The organism is Kribbella sp. VKM Ac-2566 (genome assembly GCF_004366005.1).
GTDB lineage: Bacteria > Actinomycetota > Actinomycetes > Propionibacteriales > Kribbellaceae > Kribbella > Kribbella pratensis.
Window position 1 is genome coordinate 177,689 of the sequence record NZ_SODT01000016.1, and the last position, 14,250, is coordinate 191,938.

A 14,250-nucleotide genomic window follows, 5' to 3' on the forward strand; every position below is an offset into this window, starting at 1 on the left:
GCCGGTGACCGCTGCGTCAGCGGCCGGTGCTCTCCCGGACGCGGAGCTCGTAGCCGGCCATCCGGTGCTGCGGGACGTGATCCTCGTCCAACTGTTCCTCGAGCAGGTCGAGCGCCATGCTCGCGATGTCGTCGAGCAGCGGTGCGACCGTGCTGAGCGACGGCGTGGACAGACTCGCCTCGACGATGTCGTCGAAACCGATCACCGAGACCTGACCCGGTACGTCGATTCCGGCGCGGACCAGGGCGCGGAGGGCACCGAGAGCGGCGGAGTCGTTCATCGCGAAGATCCCGTCGGGGAGCGCTGTCTCGGCGAGCAGCGCGGTGACGGCGTCGGCAGCCGCCGCGGTCGTCCAGTCGCACTCGACGACCAGCGCCGGCTCTGGTTCGATTCCGTACTTCTTCAATGCCGCCTGGTAGCCCTGCCTGCGCAGTTGGTACGAGCGCCTGGGTCCGTGGTTCGCGCCGAGCAGGAGGATCCGCCGGCGGCCGGTGTCGAGGAGATGGGTAACGGCGGCCTGGGCGGCCTCGCGGTTCTTGATGCCGACGTGATCGATCGCGCTGCCCGGCTCGCGGTCGCCGATCAGGACCACCGGGTGCGTACTGCGCCGATCGGTGCGGCCGAGGGAGACCGCACTCATGATCACGCCGTCGGTGAGGACCTCGCCGCCGCCTCGGAGCAGCTCGAGTTCGGTCTCGTGGCGCCCGCCGGTGGTCTCGACGAGAACGGTCGTGGAGCGCTGTCTCGCGGCGGAAACGACCGCCTCGGCGAGGTCTGCGAAGTACCGCTCGCGAAAAGTCGGGACGGCCAGCGTCACGGTGCCGGTCCGGCCGCTGCGCAGCCTGCGGGCAGCCGTGTTCGGGCGGTAGCCGAGGGCGTCGAGGCTGGCCTGGACCCGTGCCCGGGTCGCGGGGGAGACGTGGACGTAGTTGTTCACCACGTTCGAGACGGTCCGCTGCGAGACGCCCGCGTGCCGGGCCACGTCGGACATGCTGACCGCCACCGCTGCACTCCTTCTGAGCCTGGGTTCGTCAGGTTACAACGGGTAAAGCGTGACCTGGGTTGTAACTTCGGTTTACAGTAGCGGCATGAGCATCGAGGAGCGGACGCGTGGGCGGCGGGACGCGATCGGGGTCGGGGTCGCCCTGCTGAACCGGCTGGCCCAGTGGCGGGCGATCGACCGGCTCGGGCTGCGCAAGCCGGCCGAGCGGGCGGTGTTCGAGGCGACCAAGACCGGTTTCCGGACGGCGGGCGCGCTGTCCCGGCGTTTCTCGGCGGCCTCGAAGCTGACCGCGCCGTCCCGGCTGCCTGCGGCGAAGGGGACCGGGCGGTTCGACCTGACGCCGACCGGGGACCAGCAGATGATGGTCGACGTCGTGCGCTCGTTCGCCGCCGACGTACTGCGTCCCGCTGCCGCCGCCGCGGACACGGCGTGCACCACGGACCCCGAGGTACTGGAGTCGTCGGCAGAGCTCGGGCTGAGCCTGATCGAGGTCCCGGAGGAGCTCGGCGGCATCGTCACCGAGCGATCCGCGATGACCGGCGTACTGGTCGCCGAGGCACTCGCGCACGGTGACCTGGGGCAGGCAGTGGCGTGTCTGGCGCCGTCCGCGGTGAGTACGGCGATCTCGCTGTGGGGCGACGAGACGCAGCAGGCGACGTACCTGCCGGCCTTCACCGGGTCGTCCGTACCGGCGGCGGCGCTGGCGCTGCTCGAGCCGCGGCCGTTGTTCGATCCCTTCGAGCTGCAGACGCGGTGCACCGGCGGGCTGCTGAACGGCGTGAAGTCGTTGGTTCCGCGGGCCGCCGAGGCGGAGCTGTTCGTCATCGGCGCGCAGACCGACGCCGGGCCGCGGTTGTTCGTGGTCGAGCCGGATCATCCCGGTGTCACGATCGAGGCCGAGCCGTCGATGGGTCTGCGGGCCGCGTCGCTGAGTCGCGTCATTCTCGCTGACGTTCCGGCGATCCCGCTCGGATCGGTGGAGGACTATGCCGAGTGCGTGCGGTTGTCGCGGCTCGGGTGGTGCGCGCTGTCGCTGGGTACGGCGCGGGCGGTGCTCGACTACGTCACGCCGTACGTCAACGAACGGACCGCTTTCGGCGAGCCGATCAGCCATCGGCAGTCGGTGGCGTTCATGGTCGCGAACATCGGGATCGAGCTCGAGGGCATGAAGCTGGTGACGTACCGGGCCGGATCGCGGGCATCCCAAGGCCTCCCCTTTGCCCGGGAGGTGGCGTTGGCGCGCCGGTTGTGCGCCGAGAAGGGCATGCAGATCGGGACCGACGGCGTACAGCTGCTCGGCGGGCACGGGTTCGTGAAGGAGCATCCGGTGGAGCGGTGGTACCGCGACCTGCGGGCGATCGGCGTGATGGAAGGTGCGGTGCTGGTCTGATGATCAACCTCGAGACTCCTCGCAAGTTCAGGGCCTTCGTCAACCAGGCGCACCAGGTCGCGGCCGAGATGCTGCGCCCGAACTCGCGCCGCTACGACCTGGCCGAGCACGAGTACCCGGTCGAGCTGGACATGCTCGCCGCGATGGTCGACGGATTAGGTGCCTCGGGCACCGGTTCCGGCGCGGGTGCCTCCGGCGTACGGCGTACCGCTGCCGCCCCGGACGGCATCGTGGACGGCGTCGTGAACGGGTCGAACCTGTCGTCGGTGCTGTCGATCATGGAGATGTGCTGGGGTGACGTCGGGCTGCTGCTGTCGATGCCGCGCCAGGGCCTCGGCAACTCGGCGATCGCGTCCGTCGCGTCGGACGAACAGCTGCGGCGCTTCGACGGCGTGTGGGCCGCGATGGCGATCACCGAACCGGGATGCGGCTCTGACTCGGCAGGCATCCGGACCACCGCGCGGCTCGACGGTGACGACTACGTGCTCGACGGCGAGAAGATCTTCGTCACCGCCGGCGGCCGCTGCGACGCGGTCGTCGTCTGGGCGACGCTCGACAAGTCGCTCGGCCGGGCCGCGATCAAGTCGTTCGTGGTCATGAAGGACACGCCCGGCATGACCGTCGAACGCCTGGAACACAAGCTCGGCATCCGCGCCTCCGACACCGCGACGATTCGCTTCGAGAACTGTCGCGTCCCGCGCGAGAATCTGCTGGGATCCGCGGACATCGACAAGGGCTTCGCCGGGGTCATGCAGACCTTCGACAACACCCGCCCGCTCGTCGCCGCGATGGCTGTCGGCTGCGCCCGCGCGTCCCTGGAACTCACCCGCGAGTTGCTGTCGGACGCCGGAGTACAGATCGACTACGACCGCCCCGTCCACCTGCAGTCCGCCGCGGCCGCGACGTACCTCGCCATGGAAGCCGACTGGGAAGCCGCCTACCTCCTCACTCTCCAGGCCGCCTGGATGGCCGACAACGGCCAACCCAACTCCCTCCAGGCCTCCATGGCCAAAGCAAAAGCCGGGCGCGCCGCCAACGACATCACCCTCCGCTGCGTAGAACTGACCGGCTCCCTCGGCTACTCCGAACACCACCTCCTCGAAAAATGGTCCCGAGACAGCAAAATCCTCGACATCTTCGAAGGAACCCAGCAAATCCAGCAACTGATCGTCGCTCGCCGGCTGTTGGGCAAGACGTCCGCCGAGCTCAAATAGCCTTGTTCGCAACGGCTTCCCGCCTGCTCTGACTTCCTCTCAGAGCAGGCCGGGACCTCGATCGATGTCGTCGAGATCCGGGCCCTGGTCGTCCCTGCTCCGTGACTGCTCCGTCAGCCGCCGAGCAAGTCGCTCCAGCCGACGATCCACTGCCTGCCGCGCGCGGTCGTAGGACGACGGCAGCATATGCGTGTACATCTGCAGCGTGAATCCTGGATCGTGATGCCCGAGGTACTCGGAAAGCTCCTTGATGTTGACCCGTCCGCGAGCGTGATGCTGGCGAAGTAGTGTCGGAGCGCGTGCAGCCCGGTCGTACGGTCGGTCTTGAATCGCCGGCGGCCACGGTTGTCCTTGTACGGCGGCGGGATCACGCCGACCGCTGCAAGCGCGGGCTTCCACACGAGCTCGTGATGAAGACGCGCGTTGAGGTGTCGACCGTCTGGCCAACTGAAGATCAGGTCATGCTCCTGGACGTCGCCGTCGAGCGTTCGGATCGCGATAGTCCCCACGATCTTTGTCCCGCTCCCGCTTGATCTTCCCATCGGACTGCTTGACAGCCCTCGTCCACTGATCCTTCGCAAACGCCACCTATGCCTCCTCGGCCCGCAAACACAGACCGAGTTCAACGTTTGAGCGCGCAAGACTTCTGCGCTTGCAGCTGCGCGTGTTCGAGCCGATCCAGGAGGCCGCGGCTGATCGACGGACCGTCCTCAACGTGACTGCCGAACCCGAACCAGCTGATTTCCAGCTGGGGTTGACCATGCTGTGTCAACGATGAGCGAAACCCTTACTCGCAAGGGGATCGCGGCCTTCGTCGTGCTCACAAGTGGACGACGAGGGATTGGCGACCGTGGTGACCGTCGTGACCGTGGTGCTTGACCGTGCCGGTGTGCGTCCCGTCCACCAGGTGCCAAGCGAGGTCGAGGTCACCGAGCGAGACACCTGTCTGTTCTTCCTCAACCACGGCACCACGAAGGCAGTGTGCACGCTTGACCGTGCGGGCATCGAGCTCCTCTCGGGCCCCGCGGTCGAGGCCGGAGAGTCACTCGTTCTGGACGCGGGCGACGCAGCCGTCGTACGGCGACTCGCGACGCAACCGCAGGCATAGCCTCACCTGCCCAGTGGGGCATTGTCTGCGCCGTAGTGTGCGCGTACTCGCCCCAGTTCAGTTCGCGTGATCGGCAGGACGCTTCCGTGTCGAGCGCCCTGCGGCAGCAGAAATCCCTCGGCGTGGCGCCATACCCCGCCAGCCAGATCAGAAGTCTCGAACGGCACATAGCCCCGGCCGCGGAACTCATCGACGAGCAGGTACCACTTCTGTTCCGTGTTGGAACGGAAGACGGTCGGCCCCTCGCCTTCGCTGACGCCAGGGTGCGTGGCGTCACCACGGCCGACAGACTCGGCGACCAGTTCCCACTCGGCGCCGGTGAACCGCGTGGACTTCTCTTGCGTGATGAACGAGCCGCAGGGTTCAGACCAGCCACGGGCCCGTGCATCCTTGGTGAACCGGTAGTAGGTGGTGCCGTCCAAGACCACCGTGGCATCGAGCACAGGATGCCCTGGGTCGTGCCAGATCTGCGGAGGACTGAACGTTCGGAAGTCGCGGGTTGTGGCGTACAGCATGCGCTCGTGGGTCTCCTCGACGCGGTCCGTGTCGCCTTCGGCATACAGCCGCGACGCCCAATACACGACATAGGCGCCGCGTTGCGGGTCGAAGTGTGCCTTCGGTGCCCATGTGCAGCCGGCGGTGTCAGGGGAGACCTGAATGTGGCGTTGCGACGACCAATTCACCAAATCGGACGACTCCCATACCTCGATGCACAGGCTTCCGACGCGTTTGGCGGCGCGCCACCCAGCACTCCCGAAGATTCGCAAGTCCGTGGCGAGCAGGAAGAACCGGTCACCGGAGGACGTACGCAGAAGGAACGGGTCGCGCAAACCCCTCTCGCCGTGCGTGGAAGTGAGAACCGGTTGTCCGCCGTTCAGCGTGTCCCAGAGCCGCGGGTCCTGGCTGCGTGTGGCGGCGAAGTAGATCTGCTCGCCGTCGTGTTTGTCCTCTCCAGTGAAGTATGCGAACAGATAGCCGTCGAATGGTTCGCCTTCGACTGTCGCTGAGGCGGGCGGTGACGGATCTGGCATGAAGGCTCCCCCGTGGTACAGAATAGTGAACGTTCACTTTGGCTGCCACGACCGTAATGAACTTTTTCACGTAGGGCAATAGGGTGCACTCAGGCACGAGGGGACCTATCCATGACTGAATACTCCGCACCGACCAGGCGACCCACCATCAAGGAGGTGGCTCGTCTGGCCGGCGTCTCTCACCAGACCGTCTCGCGATATCTGAAGTCACGCCAGGGCCTGCGCCCCGCGACACTCGAGCGCATCGATGTTGCCGTCGAGGAGCTCGGCTACCGGCCCAACCTCATGGCCCGCTCGATGCGTACCCGGCGTACCGGCCGACTCGCCGTCGTCATGCCCGTCACCACCTACAATCAGGCGCGCCTGCTGTCCGGCGCCCTTGCCGCAGCCCACGAGGCAGGACGCGTGGTCGAGGTCGTCAGCGTCGAGGGCTCCGCCGCGACGCTGACTGAGCGTGTCCTCGAACTCGCTGGGTCCGGACAGGTGGATGGAGTGCTGTCGCTGACGCCGATGGCGGCGGGCAACGGGCACAACTTGCCGAGTGGTGCCGCCGTCGTCGTCACGCCTGAGTTCGACGATGCCATGCGGAGCATCGGTGAGCTCACCGACGCAACGCCGGTCACCGAGCTGATCGAACGCCTCGCCAACCTCGGCCACCGGCGGTTCCTGCACGTCGCCGGCGACCAAGCGTTCGCTTCGGCCCGGGCTCGCAAAGTTGCCTACCTCGAGGCCATCGACCGGTTCGGACTCGAGTCGGTCGGGGTGTCAGACGGTGACTGGTCAGGCGAGTCCGGAGTGGAGGCCATCCTGCAGCTGGACGCCGACCGGCTACCCACGGCGGTGATTGCCGCAAATGACGTGGTCGCCTCCGGGGTGGTGCGTGGTGCATACGAACGCGGCCTGGACGTGCCCGGTGACCTCAGCGTGACCGGGTGGGACGACAACGAGCTGTGCCGGTTCCTTCCTCCGTCGCTCACTACCGTCCGCATCAACCTGGAGGGAGTGGGGCGTAATGCGGCGCTGCGGCTCATCAAAGCCGTCGGCGGGCCCGAGCTCGAGCCCTGGAGCGGCCCGGTGGCGGAGGTCATTTGGCGCGAGTCGACGGCACCGCCGCGCCAGAGCACGGACTCTTCGCCTGTCGGGTCACGTTAAGACTGCCGCGGTCGGCTCAGCTCCGGATCTGCGCTGTACCAAATCTCTTCGGCGAGCTCGAGCGTGGCCCAGCAGTAATTGCTCATCGAGAGCCAGTACTCGTACGCACGAGGCGTTGCGCCTTGATACACGAAGACCAGTTGAGTCTCGCCGGCCCAGAGCGACCGGATACAGCGCTGCCGGATGTATTCAGCGTCGCGAAACATGACGGTGCGCATCACTGTCACCGCCCCACCCACTGCGTCTTCGTGGGCCTCAAGGACATGCAGTTCGGGCAGGCTGCCCAGACCGGAGTCGAAGGCGTCTCGTAGCTCTGGCAGATCGTCGGCGCTCACAACGGTCGGCAGCCTGCTGACCCAGGCGGCAACATACGTGCCCGGGTCATTCGCCTCGGGCGTGAGCATTACTCCATCCCGGCCCTCATCAAGGCTCTCGGTCGACCAGTCCCAGGGGTAGCGGAAGGAGAATCGGCCTCCGAGGTCGTGGTAGCGGGTAATGCCGGTGAACTGCGGTGCGTCGTCGGACATGGCACTCCTGTCATACGCCCACTGATGATTACGGGAACGCTTGCCGAACATCACAAACCGGCGGGCGGTGGCATTGCCGCGACGGCGCCCGTGAGCGGCAGCGTGTCTGCGAAATGGCAGGCCGAGGCGCGACCCTCGCCGACCTGCAGCAGCGGCGGGGTCTCCGCGGCACAGATCGGCTGAGCGTAGGGGCAGCGTGGGTGGAACGTGCAGCCGCTGGGCGGATTCGCAGGGCTGGGCACATCGCCGGTCAGAATTTTAGGACGGGTTCGCACCCGGGGGTCGGGCTGTGGCACTGCGGCCAGCAGCGCTTCGGTGTATGGGTGCTTCGGCGCGTTGTACAGCTGCTCGACCGGGCCGCTCTCCACGATCTGCCCGACGTACATCACCACCACCCGGTCGGCGATATGATCGACGGCCGCCAGATCGTGGCTGATGAAGAGATAGGCGATGCCCAGCCGGCGCTGCAGCTCCTCCAGGAGGTTGAGGATCTGTGCCTGCACGGACACGTCGAGGGCAGACACTGCCTCGTCGCAAACGATCAGGTCCGGGTTGAGAGCGATCGCCCGCGCGATCCCGATGCGCTGACGCTGGCCGCCGGAGAAGGCATGCGGGTAGCGGTTCGCGTGCTCGGGACGCAGGCCGACCAGGGACAGCAGGTCCGCGACGCGGTCCTTCAGCCGTTGCCCGGTCGCTGTCTTATTGATGACGAGCGGTTCGGCGATGATGCTGCTGACAGTCATCCGGGAGTCGAGGGAGGCGAACGGATCCTGGAAGATCATCTGGAGGTGGGGGCGAACTGCACGCAGCGTACGGGAGTTGGCGGACTCCAAGTGCAGGGGACCGCGTTCGGGGTGGTGGAACACGACCTCGCCGGCGGTCGGCTCTTCCAGCCGGACGATCGTCCGGCCGGTCGTGGATTTGCCACAGCCGGACTCGCCGACCAAGGCGACGGTCTCACCCCGGTTCACCGTGAGATCGACCCCGTCAACCGCCTTGATCTCGCCGACGGGACGGCGTAGGAAACCGCCGCGCACGGGGAAGTACCTTCGTAATCCGGCGACTTCGAGGAGTGGCTCGTTCATACGTTCTCCGCCCGCTCGGGGTGTCCGATCTCGTCGGCCTGGTAGAGGTGGCACTGCACTGTGTGTCCCGGTCCTGCGGTGCTCGGCGCCGGCACGGTTGTGTCGCAGCGACCGGGGATCGCCTTCGGGCATCGCGGATGGAACGGGCAACCGGCCAGCCGGTGGTGCGGATCGGGCACGGAGCCCTCGATCACCTCCAGCGGAGCTTTGCGGTTGCCGCCGATACGGGGTATCGAGCGGAGCAGCGCGCGGGTGTAGGGATGCTTGGCGTCGTAAAAGAGGTCGTCGACGCTGCCACGTTCCACGATCCGTCCCAGATACATGACGATCACTTCGTCGCACAGTTGGGCGACCACCCCCATGCTGTGGGTGATGAACATGATCGACATGCCGGCCCGGTCGCGCAGGTTGCGGATCAGTTCGAGGATCTGCGCCTCGGTCGTGACGTCGAGGGCGGTGGTCGGCTCGTCGGCAATGAGCAGTGTCGGATTGCAGGAAAGCGCCATGGCGATCATGGCGCGCTGCCGCATGCCGCCGGACAGTTGGTGCGGATAGGACGCCGCGGCCGCCTCTGGGTGTGGCATGCCCACCTGGCGCAACATGTCGACGGCGCGCCGCAGCGCTTCGTCGCGGTCGGGTGTCTGATGGATGAGTACGGCCTCGGCGATCTGCGCGCCGATGGTGTACACCGGATTTAGCGAGCTCATCGGCTCCTGGAAGATCATCGCGATCTCGCTGCCGCGCAACGCACGCATGCGCTTGCTGTCCGCTCCGAGTCCGGTGATCTCGGTCGTCTCGCTCTCACCGCGCAGTGTGATGCTGCCGCCGGTGATGCGCCCCGGCTTCTCGATGATCTGCAGGACCGCCCGAGCCGTCACGCTCTTGCCGCAGCCGGACTCGCCAACGATCCCCAGTACCTTGCCCCGCGGGACGTCGAACGTCACACCATTCAGGGCACGTACCAGGCCGAGTGGCGTGGGGAACTGTACCTCCAGATCACAGACCGACAGCACCGGACTGCTGTCGAGGTGCGACTCCTCGTGTCGGGCGGTGCCGTGTACGTCCTCGCCTGCCGCGTACAACTGACTCATCGTGAGGTTCTCCGGCTCCGTTGGGGTCCGTCGGGCTTCGTTCGTTCGGATTCTCGTCGGCATCCCCTTATCCGTAGGGATCGACGGCGTCGCGCAGCCCGTCACCGATCAGCTGGAAGCAAATCACCGCGATCACCACCAAGGCGGCCGGGATCAGCAGCCACGGGTACTGCTGCACCGTCGAGACGCTCTGCGCGTCCGAGAGCAGAACCCCCCAACTGACCGCGGGTGGCAACATGCCGACACCAAGGAACGACAGCGACGTCTCGGAGATGATCGTGGCCGGGACGGCCAGCATCGCCGTGGCGACGATGTGACTGGATGCGTTCGGTATCAGATGCCGGAAAACGATCCGGGCGCTGGAGGAGCCGGCGATGCGAGCGGCGGCGACATAGTCGCTGGCCGCGTACGACATCACCTTGCCGCGAATCTGCCGCGCCAGGCCTGCCCAGCCGACCAGTGACAGGATGAGGGTGATCAGGAAGTACCGGCCGGTGACAGACATGTCCTGGGGCAGGATCGCGGCCAGCGCCAGCCACAGCGGCAGCGTCGGCAGCGACGTCAACAGTTCGATGAACCTCTGCAGCACGGTGTCGACGGCTCCGCGGAAGTACCCCGATATCGTGCCCACCGTCGCGCCGAGGAAGGTGCCTACGGCAACACCGAGCAGGCCGATGGTGAGCGACACCCTGGCGCCCTGCATCGAACGGGCGAAGACGTCCCGGCCGGCGCTGTCCGCGCCCCAGAGCAGCAATGTGTTGGGCTTGTCCACCGTCACCAGGTGCCGGTTGGTCGGGATCAGACCGAACAGCTTGTAGTGGTACCCCTCGCCGAAGAACCGCAGAGGTACGGACTGCCCACAGTCGCTGCGGTATTTGTAGCTGAACGTCTCGGTATCCAACTGCTGCTGGCGGCTGCAGATCGCTGGTCCGCCGGACCAGGTGATCGAAGTTGGGGACGCGTTCTTCAGGTCGGCGTCCTGCTGGTCGTAGGAGTTAGGAGACAGGAATGGGGCCAGGATCGCGCACGCGTAGAGCACTACGAGGACGATTGCACTGGCCACGGCGAGGCGGTTCTTGCGGAAGCGGCGCGCCATGAGGCGCCACTGCGGCAGGGTGGCCGCGCCGCTGCCGGGGTCGGCGGGTGCCGAAGGGGGAGACGTCTCAATGACCGGAGCTGGGGTGGTTGTCATGTCCGATCACTCTCCGAACCGGATGCGCGGGTCGACCACGGTGAGCAGGAGGTCGGCGACGAAGTTGCCGATCACCAGCAGCGCCGAGAGCAGGAGCAGGATGGTGCCCGCGACGTACATGTCCTTGTTCAGCAAGGAGTTGACCAGCAGCGGCCCGATCGTCGGCAGGTTCAGGACGATCGACACGATCGCTTCGCCGGAGATCAGCACCGGGAACGTCGTACCGAAGGTCATCACCAGCGGGTGCAGCGAGTTGCGCACCGCGTGTTTCCAGATCACCTGGCGCTCTGCCACCCCCTTGGCACGCGCGGTCTGCACGTACTGGTTGTTGAGGACGTCGAGCAGATTGGCGCGCATGACGCGGGTCAGCCAGGCAGTCGATCCGGCCGCGATCACAATGAGCGGAACCCACAGATGTCCGAGCAGATCGACGAACTTGCCCCAGCCCCACGGAGCATCTGCGTAATCGTTGGAGAAGAGTCCGCCGACGTCGGTGCCGAGGTAATGGGCTGCAAGGCTCATGACGACGAGTGCGAAGAGGAACTCTGGGATGGCGACGCCAATGAACTGGATCACGGTGATGACGCTGTCGGGCAGCGTATGCCGATGGGTGGCGGAGTAGACCCCGAGTGGGATCGACAGGCCCCAGGCAATGAGCAATGCGCCGATGCTGAGCAGCACGGACAGTGCGAGTCGGCTCCAGATCACGGAACTGACGGGTTCGTTGAGGGTGAAGGAGAACCCGAAGTCGCCGTGCCAAAATCCGGTGATCCACTTCCCGTACTGGGTGAACCAGGAGTCGTCGACGCCGTACTGCTCCTTCAGTGCGACGATCTGCGCCTCGGTCACCTCGCCGCCTTGCGACTGCAGCTGAGAAATCTTCTGCGACAGCGCACTGCCGGGTGGAGCGGCGATGATGGCGAAACTGAGTACGGACACGACGGCGAGCGTCACCAACATGTACAGACCACGGCGAGCGACCACGCTCAGCATGCGGCCCTCCCGGGGACAACGGCATGCCGAGCACAGGATGCGCTCACGAGTGCTTCTCCGGGTTCGTCCAGTACCAGCACTCGGGGTCGTAGGTGGCCGGTGCCGGGATGTGCCATGGACCGGTGATGCCGCCGAGGGCGAGGTTCTTCGTGACCGGGACATTGGCAAGATCGCGGTTCTTCACGATCACCTCGGGAAAATTGGCTGTCGAACCCATGAAGAACGGCCCGTCTTCGATGTGGATCTTGAACATCTGCCACACCAGTTGGTTGCGCTTGACCGGATCGGCCTCGACCTTGGCCTGCTTGTACAGGGTGGTGAGCTTCGCCACCGGGTCGCCGGGCTCGGGCTCCATGCGCGCTGGATGCCGCTTGATCGGCGCGAGGTCCAGCTCCTCCTTGTTCTTGCCGCTCGCGCTGTTGGCGTACCAGGCGGCCTCGAGCGGCGCCCAGTACTGGGTGTTCACCGGGACCAGCCAGTTCGGGACCACCATGATCGACGTGCCATTCGCGTTGCCCCAGTTGGTGTGCGACATCAGCTGCCCGCTCGTCCACTGGTCGCCGAAGGCGGCCGGTGACACGGGAACACGCTTCATCCGCAGCCCGATCTTCTTCATGTCAGCGACGAGTTGCTCGTCCTTGTCGGCCTCCGGTTTGGCGATGTCGGCCGAGTAGGGGACCTGGATCGTCAGGGGCGCGCCGTCGGGGAACTCCACGTAGCCGTCGCCATCGGTGTCCTTCAAGCCGATCTCTGCCAGCAGTGCTTTCGCCTTCTCGGGATCGGGCCCGAGGTAGGAATCGCGCCATTGCTGGTACAGCTTCTCGCCGTCGGGCTGCGCATGGAACTCGGCAGTACCAGGCCCAATGGTTCCGGTGGTGAGCTCGCCTTGGTCGAAGTACAGGCTCTTGCGGGTGGCCTTGCGGTCCCAGCCGAGCGAGACGGCCTGGCGGAAGCGCTTGTCGCGGATGAGCTTGCCGTACTTTTCGTCCTTGGCCACGTAGTCGTAGTTGAAGAAGAAGATCGAGCCGGTGCCGTCTCCGCTGTTCCACAGCAGAATGTCGTAGTGCCCGCTGTCCTTGTTCCGCGAGAGTGTCGACACGTCGGCGAGGCTGAGCTGGTTGAAGAAGCCTTGGCAGTAGTCGACCGAGCCCTGCTGGATCTTGAGCTTGAGCGCCTCGGCGTTGGTCTGCATCGAGAAGCTGATCTCGTCGATGTAGGGCAGTTGGTCACCGTTGGTGTTGACGACCCAGTAGTACGGGTTGCGCTCGAGAACGATCCCGGTGTTGTTGTCGAAAGACTTGCACCGGTACCCGGCGAGCGTGGGGCACTCGGGGTTGCGCTTCCAATCGGCCTTCTGTTCCCACAAACCGCCGGGCGTGTCCCAGTCCTTGGATACCTTCGGGTTGTACTTCGGGTGGTACTGCTTCAGGTAGTGCTTGGGCAGCACCCAGGTGGGGCCGTTCTTGCCCAGACCTCCGTTGACGTAGGTGGCCAGCTGCTCGGGGAAGAGTGGCTGCGGGGTGTCCCAGCTGAACTTCAGCGTCTGGTCGTCCACCTTGGTCATCTTCACCGGGGTGCCCTTGCCCGAGATGTTCGACGGCGGCGGCGTCTGCGCGTTGTGGCCAGGGAGGACCATGTCCTCCCACCAGAAGAGGACGTCGTCCACGGTGAAGGGGGTGCCGTCGGACCATTTGAGGCCCTCGCGGAAGTGCACGGTCCACTCAGACGTGTCCTTGTTGGAGCTCCATCGATCGGCCAGTCCTGGGCCGACATTCAGGCCGTCGTTGAGGAAACGCAGCGGCGAGTTGCCGTAGAAGAACTCCGCGATCGAGTTGGCGTTCGCAGCGCCTGTGCTGCCGAACGCGAGCATGTTCAGCTTCCCCCCGTACTTGCCGTCACCCGTCCAGCGGTGAGGGATGACGTAGGGATTCGTGGGGACGCGCTGCTCGACAGGCGGCAGATTCTTGCCCTTCAGCGCGGGCGACTCCTGAAGCTGAGCCGGCCGCTTCAGTGCCTCGGTCGCGTCGCCCTTCTTGTCCGAGCCCCCGCCGGCGGAGGTCGAGGCGGGCTGGTCGGAGCGGCCGCTCGTACAGCCGACGAGCATCGCGCCGCCGGCGGCTGCGGCAGCGGTGCGCAGCAAGTGGCGTCGACTGATCTGACTCATGGACGAACTCCCTGGACTTAAGGGCGTCGGGGCGAGACGCAAGTGGTGGTATGGGTCCGCACTGGGGGCGATCTGCGCTGGGAAAGCGCTAACCGCAGCCGGTTGTGTTGAGAGTAGTGATCGTTCACCTTTTGGGTCAATACGCAAACTGTGATCGATCACCACTGAGTTCCGATGGAGGTCGGTCCAGCGCAGCCACGCAGGGAGGTCCGCGTGCAGCAACGCCCGCGGTCCACAGAAGCCAGCGAGTCGGGGACTCCCGCAGGCCGAGTCTGCCGCGCGTGGGGATGGCGGCCGCAG

At 66.0% G+C, this 14,250-nt stretch carries 13 protein-coding genes; 4 read left to right on the forward strand and 9 right to left on the reverse strand.

The window, feature by feature from the left end:
* Window positions 1–16: 16 nt before the first annotated feature.
* Complete coding sequence (locus EV647_RS40620; RefSeq protein ID WP_134012857.1) at window positions 17–1,003, reverse strand: LacI family DNA-binding transcriptional regulator; 987 nt, start codon at window positions 1,001–1,003, stop codon at window positions 17–19.
* An 85-nt stretch (window positions 1,004–1,088) separates the two neighbouring features.
* Between EV647_RS40620 and EV647_RS40625 the strand changes: the two genes are divergently transcribed.
* Window positions 1,089–2,393, forward strand: coding sequence for an acyl-CoA dehydrogenase family protein (locus EV647_RS40625; protein WP_134012860.1), 1,305 nt, complete (start codon window positions 1,089–1,091; stop codon window positions 2,391–2,393).
* Complete coding sequence (locus tag EV647_RS40630) at window positions 2,393–3,607, forward strand: acyl-CoA dehydrogenase family protein (protein ID WP_134012862.1); 1,215 nt, start codon at window positions 2,393–2,395, stop codon at window positions 3,605–3,607. The genes EV647_RS40625 and EV647_RS40630 overlap by 1 nt, the downstream gene beginning before the upstream one ends.
* Before the next feature lie 113 nt (window positions 3,608–3,720).
* On the opposite strand, the gene EV647_RS43285 is transcribed toward EV647_RS40630, so the two are convergent.
* Window positions 3,721–4,116: a hypothetical protein gene (locus EV647_RS43285; RefSeq protein ID WP_238177638.1), complete on the reverse strand. Its 396-nt coding sequence runs from the start codon at window positions 4,114–4,116 to the stop codon at window positions 3,721–3,723.
* 317 nt (window positions 4,117–4,433) lie between these two features.
* Here EV647_RS43285 and EV647_RS40640 point away from each other — a divergent pair, with 317 nt between their 5' ends.
* The gene (locus EV647_RS40640) at window positions 4,434–4,715 is read left to right on the forward strand and encodes a hypothetical protein (RefSeq protein WP_134012864.1); all 282 of its coding nucleotides are present in this window, start codon (window positions 4,434–4,436) and stop codon (window positions 4,713–4,715) included.
* 2 nt (window positions 4,716–4,717) lie between these two features.
* Here EV647_RS40640 and EV647_RS40645 read toward each other — a convergent pair whose 3' ends face one another.
* The gene (locus EV647_RS40645; protein WP_134012866.1) at window positions 4,718–5,746 is read right to left on the reverse strand and encodes a glycoside hydrolase family 43 protein; all 1,029 of its coding nucleotides are present in this window, start codon (window positions 5,744–5,746) and stop codon (window positions 4,718–4,720) included.
* 111 nt (window positions 5,747–5,857) lie between these two features.
* Here EV647_RS40645 and EV647_RS40650 point away from each other — a divergent pair, with 111 nt between their 5' ends.
* Window positions 5,858–6,898 (forward strand): LacI family DNA-binding transcriptional regulator, encoded by a 1,041-nt coding sequence (locus EV647_RS40650; protein ID WP_134012868.1) that lies wholly within the window; start codon window positions 5,858–5,860, stop codon window positions 6,896–6,898.
* Here EV647_RS40650 and EV647_RS40655 read toward each other — a convergent pair.
* The 6 genes from EV647_RS40655 to EV647_RS40680 all read right to left on the reverse strand — a co-directional run bounded on the left by EV647_RS40655 (window position 6,895) and on the right by EV647_RS40680 (window position 13,950).
* A complete protein-coding gene (locus EV647_RS40655) occupies window positions 6,895–7,425 on the reverse strand; it encodes a hypothetical protein (RefSeq protein ID WP_134012870.1) in 531 nt (176 codons plus the stop codon). The genes EV647_RS40650 and EV647_RS40655 overlap by 4 nt on opposite strands.
* 50 nt (window positions 7,426–7,475) lie before the next feature.
* Window positions 7,476–8,510, reverse strand: a complete 1,035-nt coding sequence (locus tag EV647_RS40660) for an ABC transporter ATP-binding protein (protein WP_134012872.1) — start codon at window positions 8,508–8,510, stop codon at window positions 7,476–7,478.
* Window positions 8,507–9,454, reverse strand: a complete 948-nt coding sequence (locus tag EV647_RS40665) for an ABC transporter ATP-binding protein (protein ID WP_238177639.1) — start codon at window positions 9,452–9,454, stop codon at window positions 8,507–8,509. Before EV647_RS40665 ends, EV647_RS40660 begins: the two co-directional genes overlap by 4 nt.
* 214 nt (window positions 9,455–9,668) lie before the next feature.
* On the reverse strand, window positions 9,669–10,793 hold the full coding sequence (locus tag EV647_RS40670; RefSeq protein ID WP_134012874.1) for an ABC transporter permease: 1,125 nt from the start codon (window positions 10,791–10,793) through the stop codon (window positions 9,669–9,671).
* A 6-nt stretch (window positions 10,794–10,799) separates the two neighbouring features.
* On the reverse strand, window positions 10,800–11,786 hold the full coding sequence (locus EV647_RS40675; RefSeq protein WP_134012876.1) for an ABC transporter permease: 987 nt from the start codon (window positions 11,784–11,786) through the stop codon (window positions 10,800–10,802).
* 43 nt (window positions 11,787–11,829) lie between these two features.
* Window positions 11,830–13,950 (reverse strand): ABC transporter substrate-binding protein, encoded by a 2,121-nt coding sequence (locus EV647_RS40680; protein WP_166680570.1) that lies wholly within the window; start codon window positions 13,948–13,950, stop codon window positions 11,830–11,832.
* Window positions 13,951–14,250: the final 300 nt, after the last annotated feature.

Excerpts from the sequence above, each read along its gene's own strand:
- EV647_RS40625 (WP_134012860.1), top strand. The coding sequence starts at position 1,089 with ATGAGCATCGAGGAGCGGACGCGTGGGCGGCGGGACGCGATCGGGGTC.
- EV647_RS40630 (WP_134012862.1), top strand. The coding sequence starts at position 2,393 with ATGATCAACCTCGAGACTCCTCGCAAGTTCAGGGCCTTCGTCAACCAG.
- EV647_RS40645 (WP_134012866.1), bottom strand. The coding sequence starts at position 5,746 with ATGCCAGATCCGTCACCGCCCGCCTCAGCGACAGTCGAAGGCGAACCA.
- EV647_RS40650 (WP_134012868.1), top strand. The coding sequence starts at position 5,858 with ATGACTGAATACTCCGCACCGACCAGGCGACCCACCATCAAGGAGGTG.
- EV647_RS40655 (WP_134012870.1), bottom strand. The coding sequence starts at position 7,425 with ATGTCCGACGACGCACCGCAGTTCACCGGCATTACCCGCTACCACGAC.
- EV647_RS40660 (WP_134012872.1), bottom strand. The coding sequence starts at position 8,510 with ATGAACGAGCCACTCCTCGAAGTCGCCGGATTACGAAGGTACTTCCCC.
- EV647_RS40670 (WP_134012874.1), bottom strand. The coding sequence starts at position 10,793 with ATGACAACCACCCCAGCTCCGGTCATTGAGACGTCTCCCCCTTCGGCA.
- EV647_RS40675 (WP_134012876.1), bottom strand. The coding sequence starts at position 11,786 with ATGCTGAGCGTGGTCGCTCGCCGTGGTCTGTACATGTTGGTGACGCTC.
- EV647_RS40680 (WP_166680570.1), bottom strand. The coding sequence starts at position 13,950 with ATGAGTCAGATCAGTCGACGCCACTTGCTGCGCACCGCTGCCGCAGCC.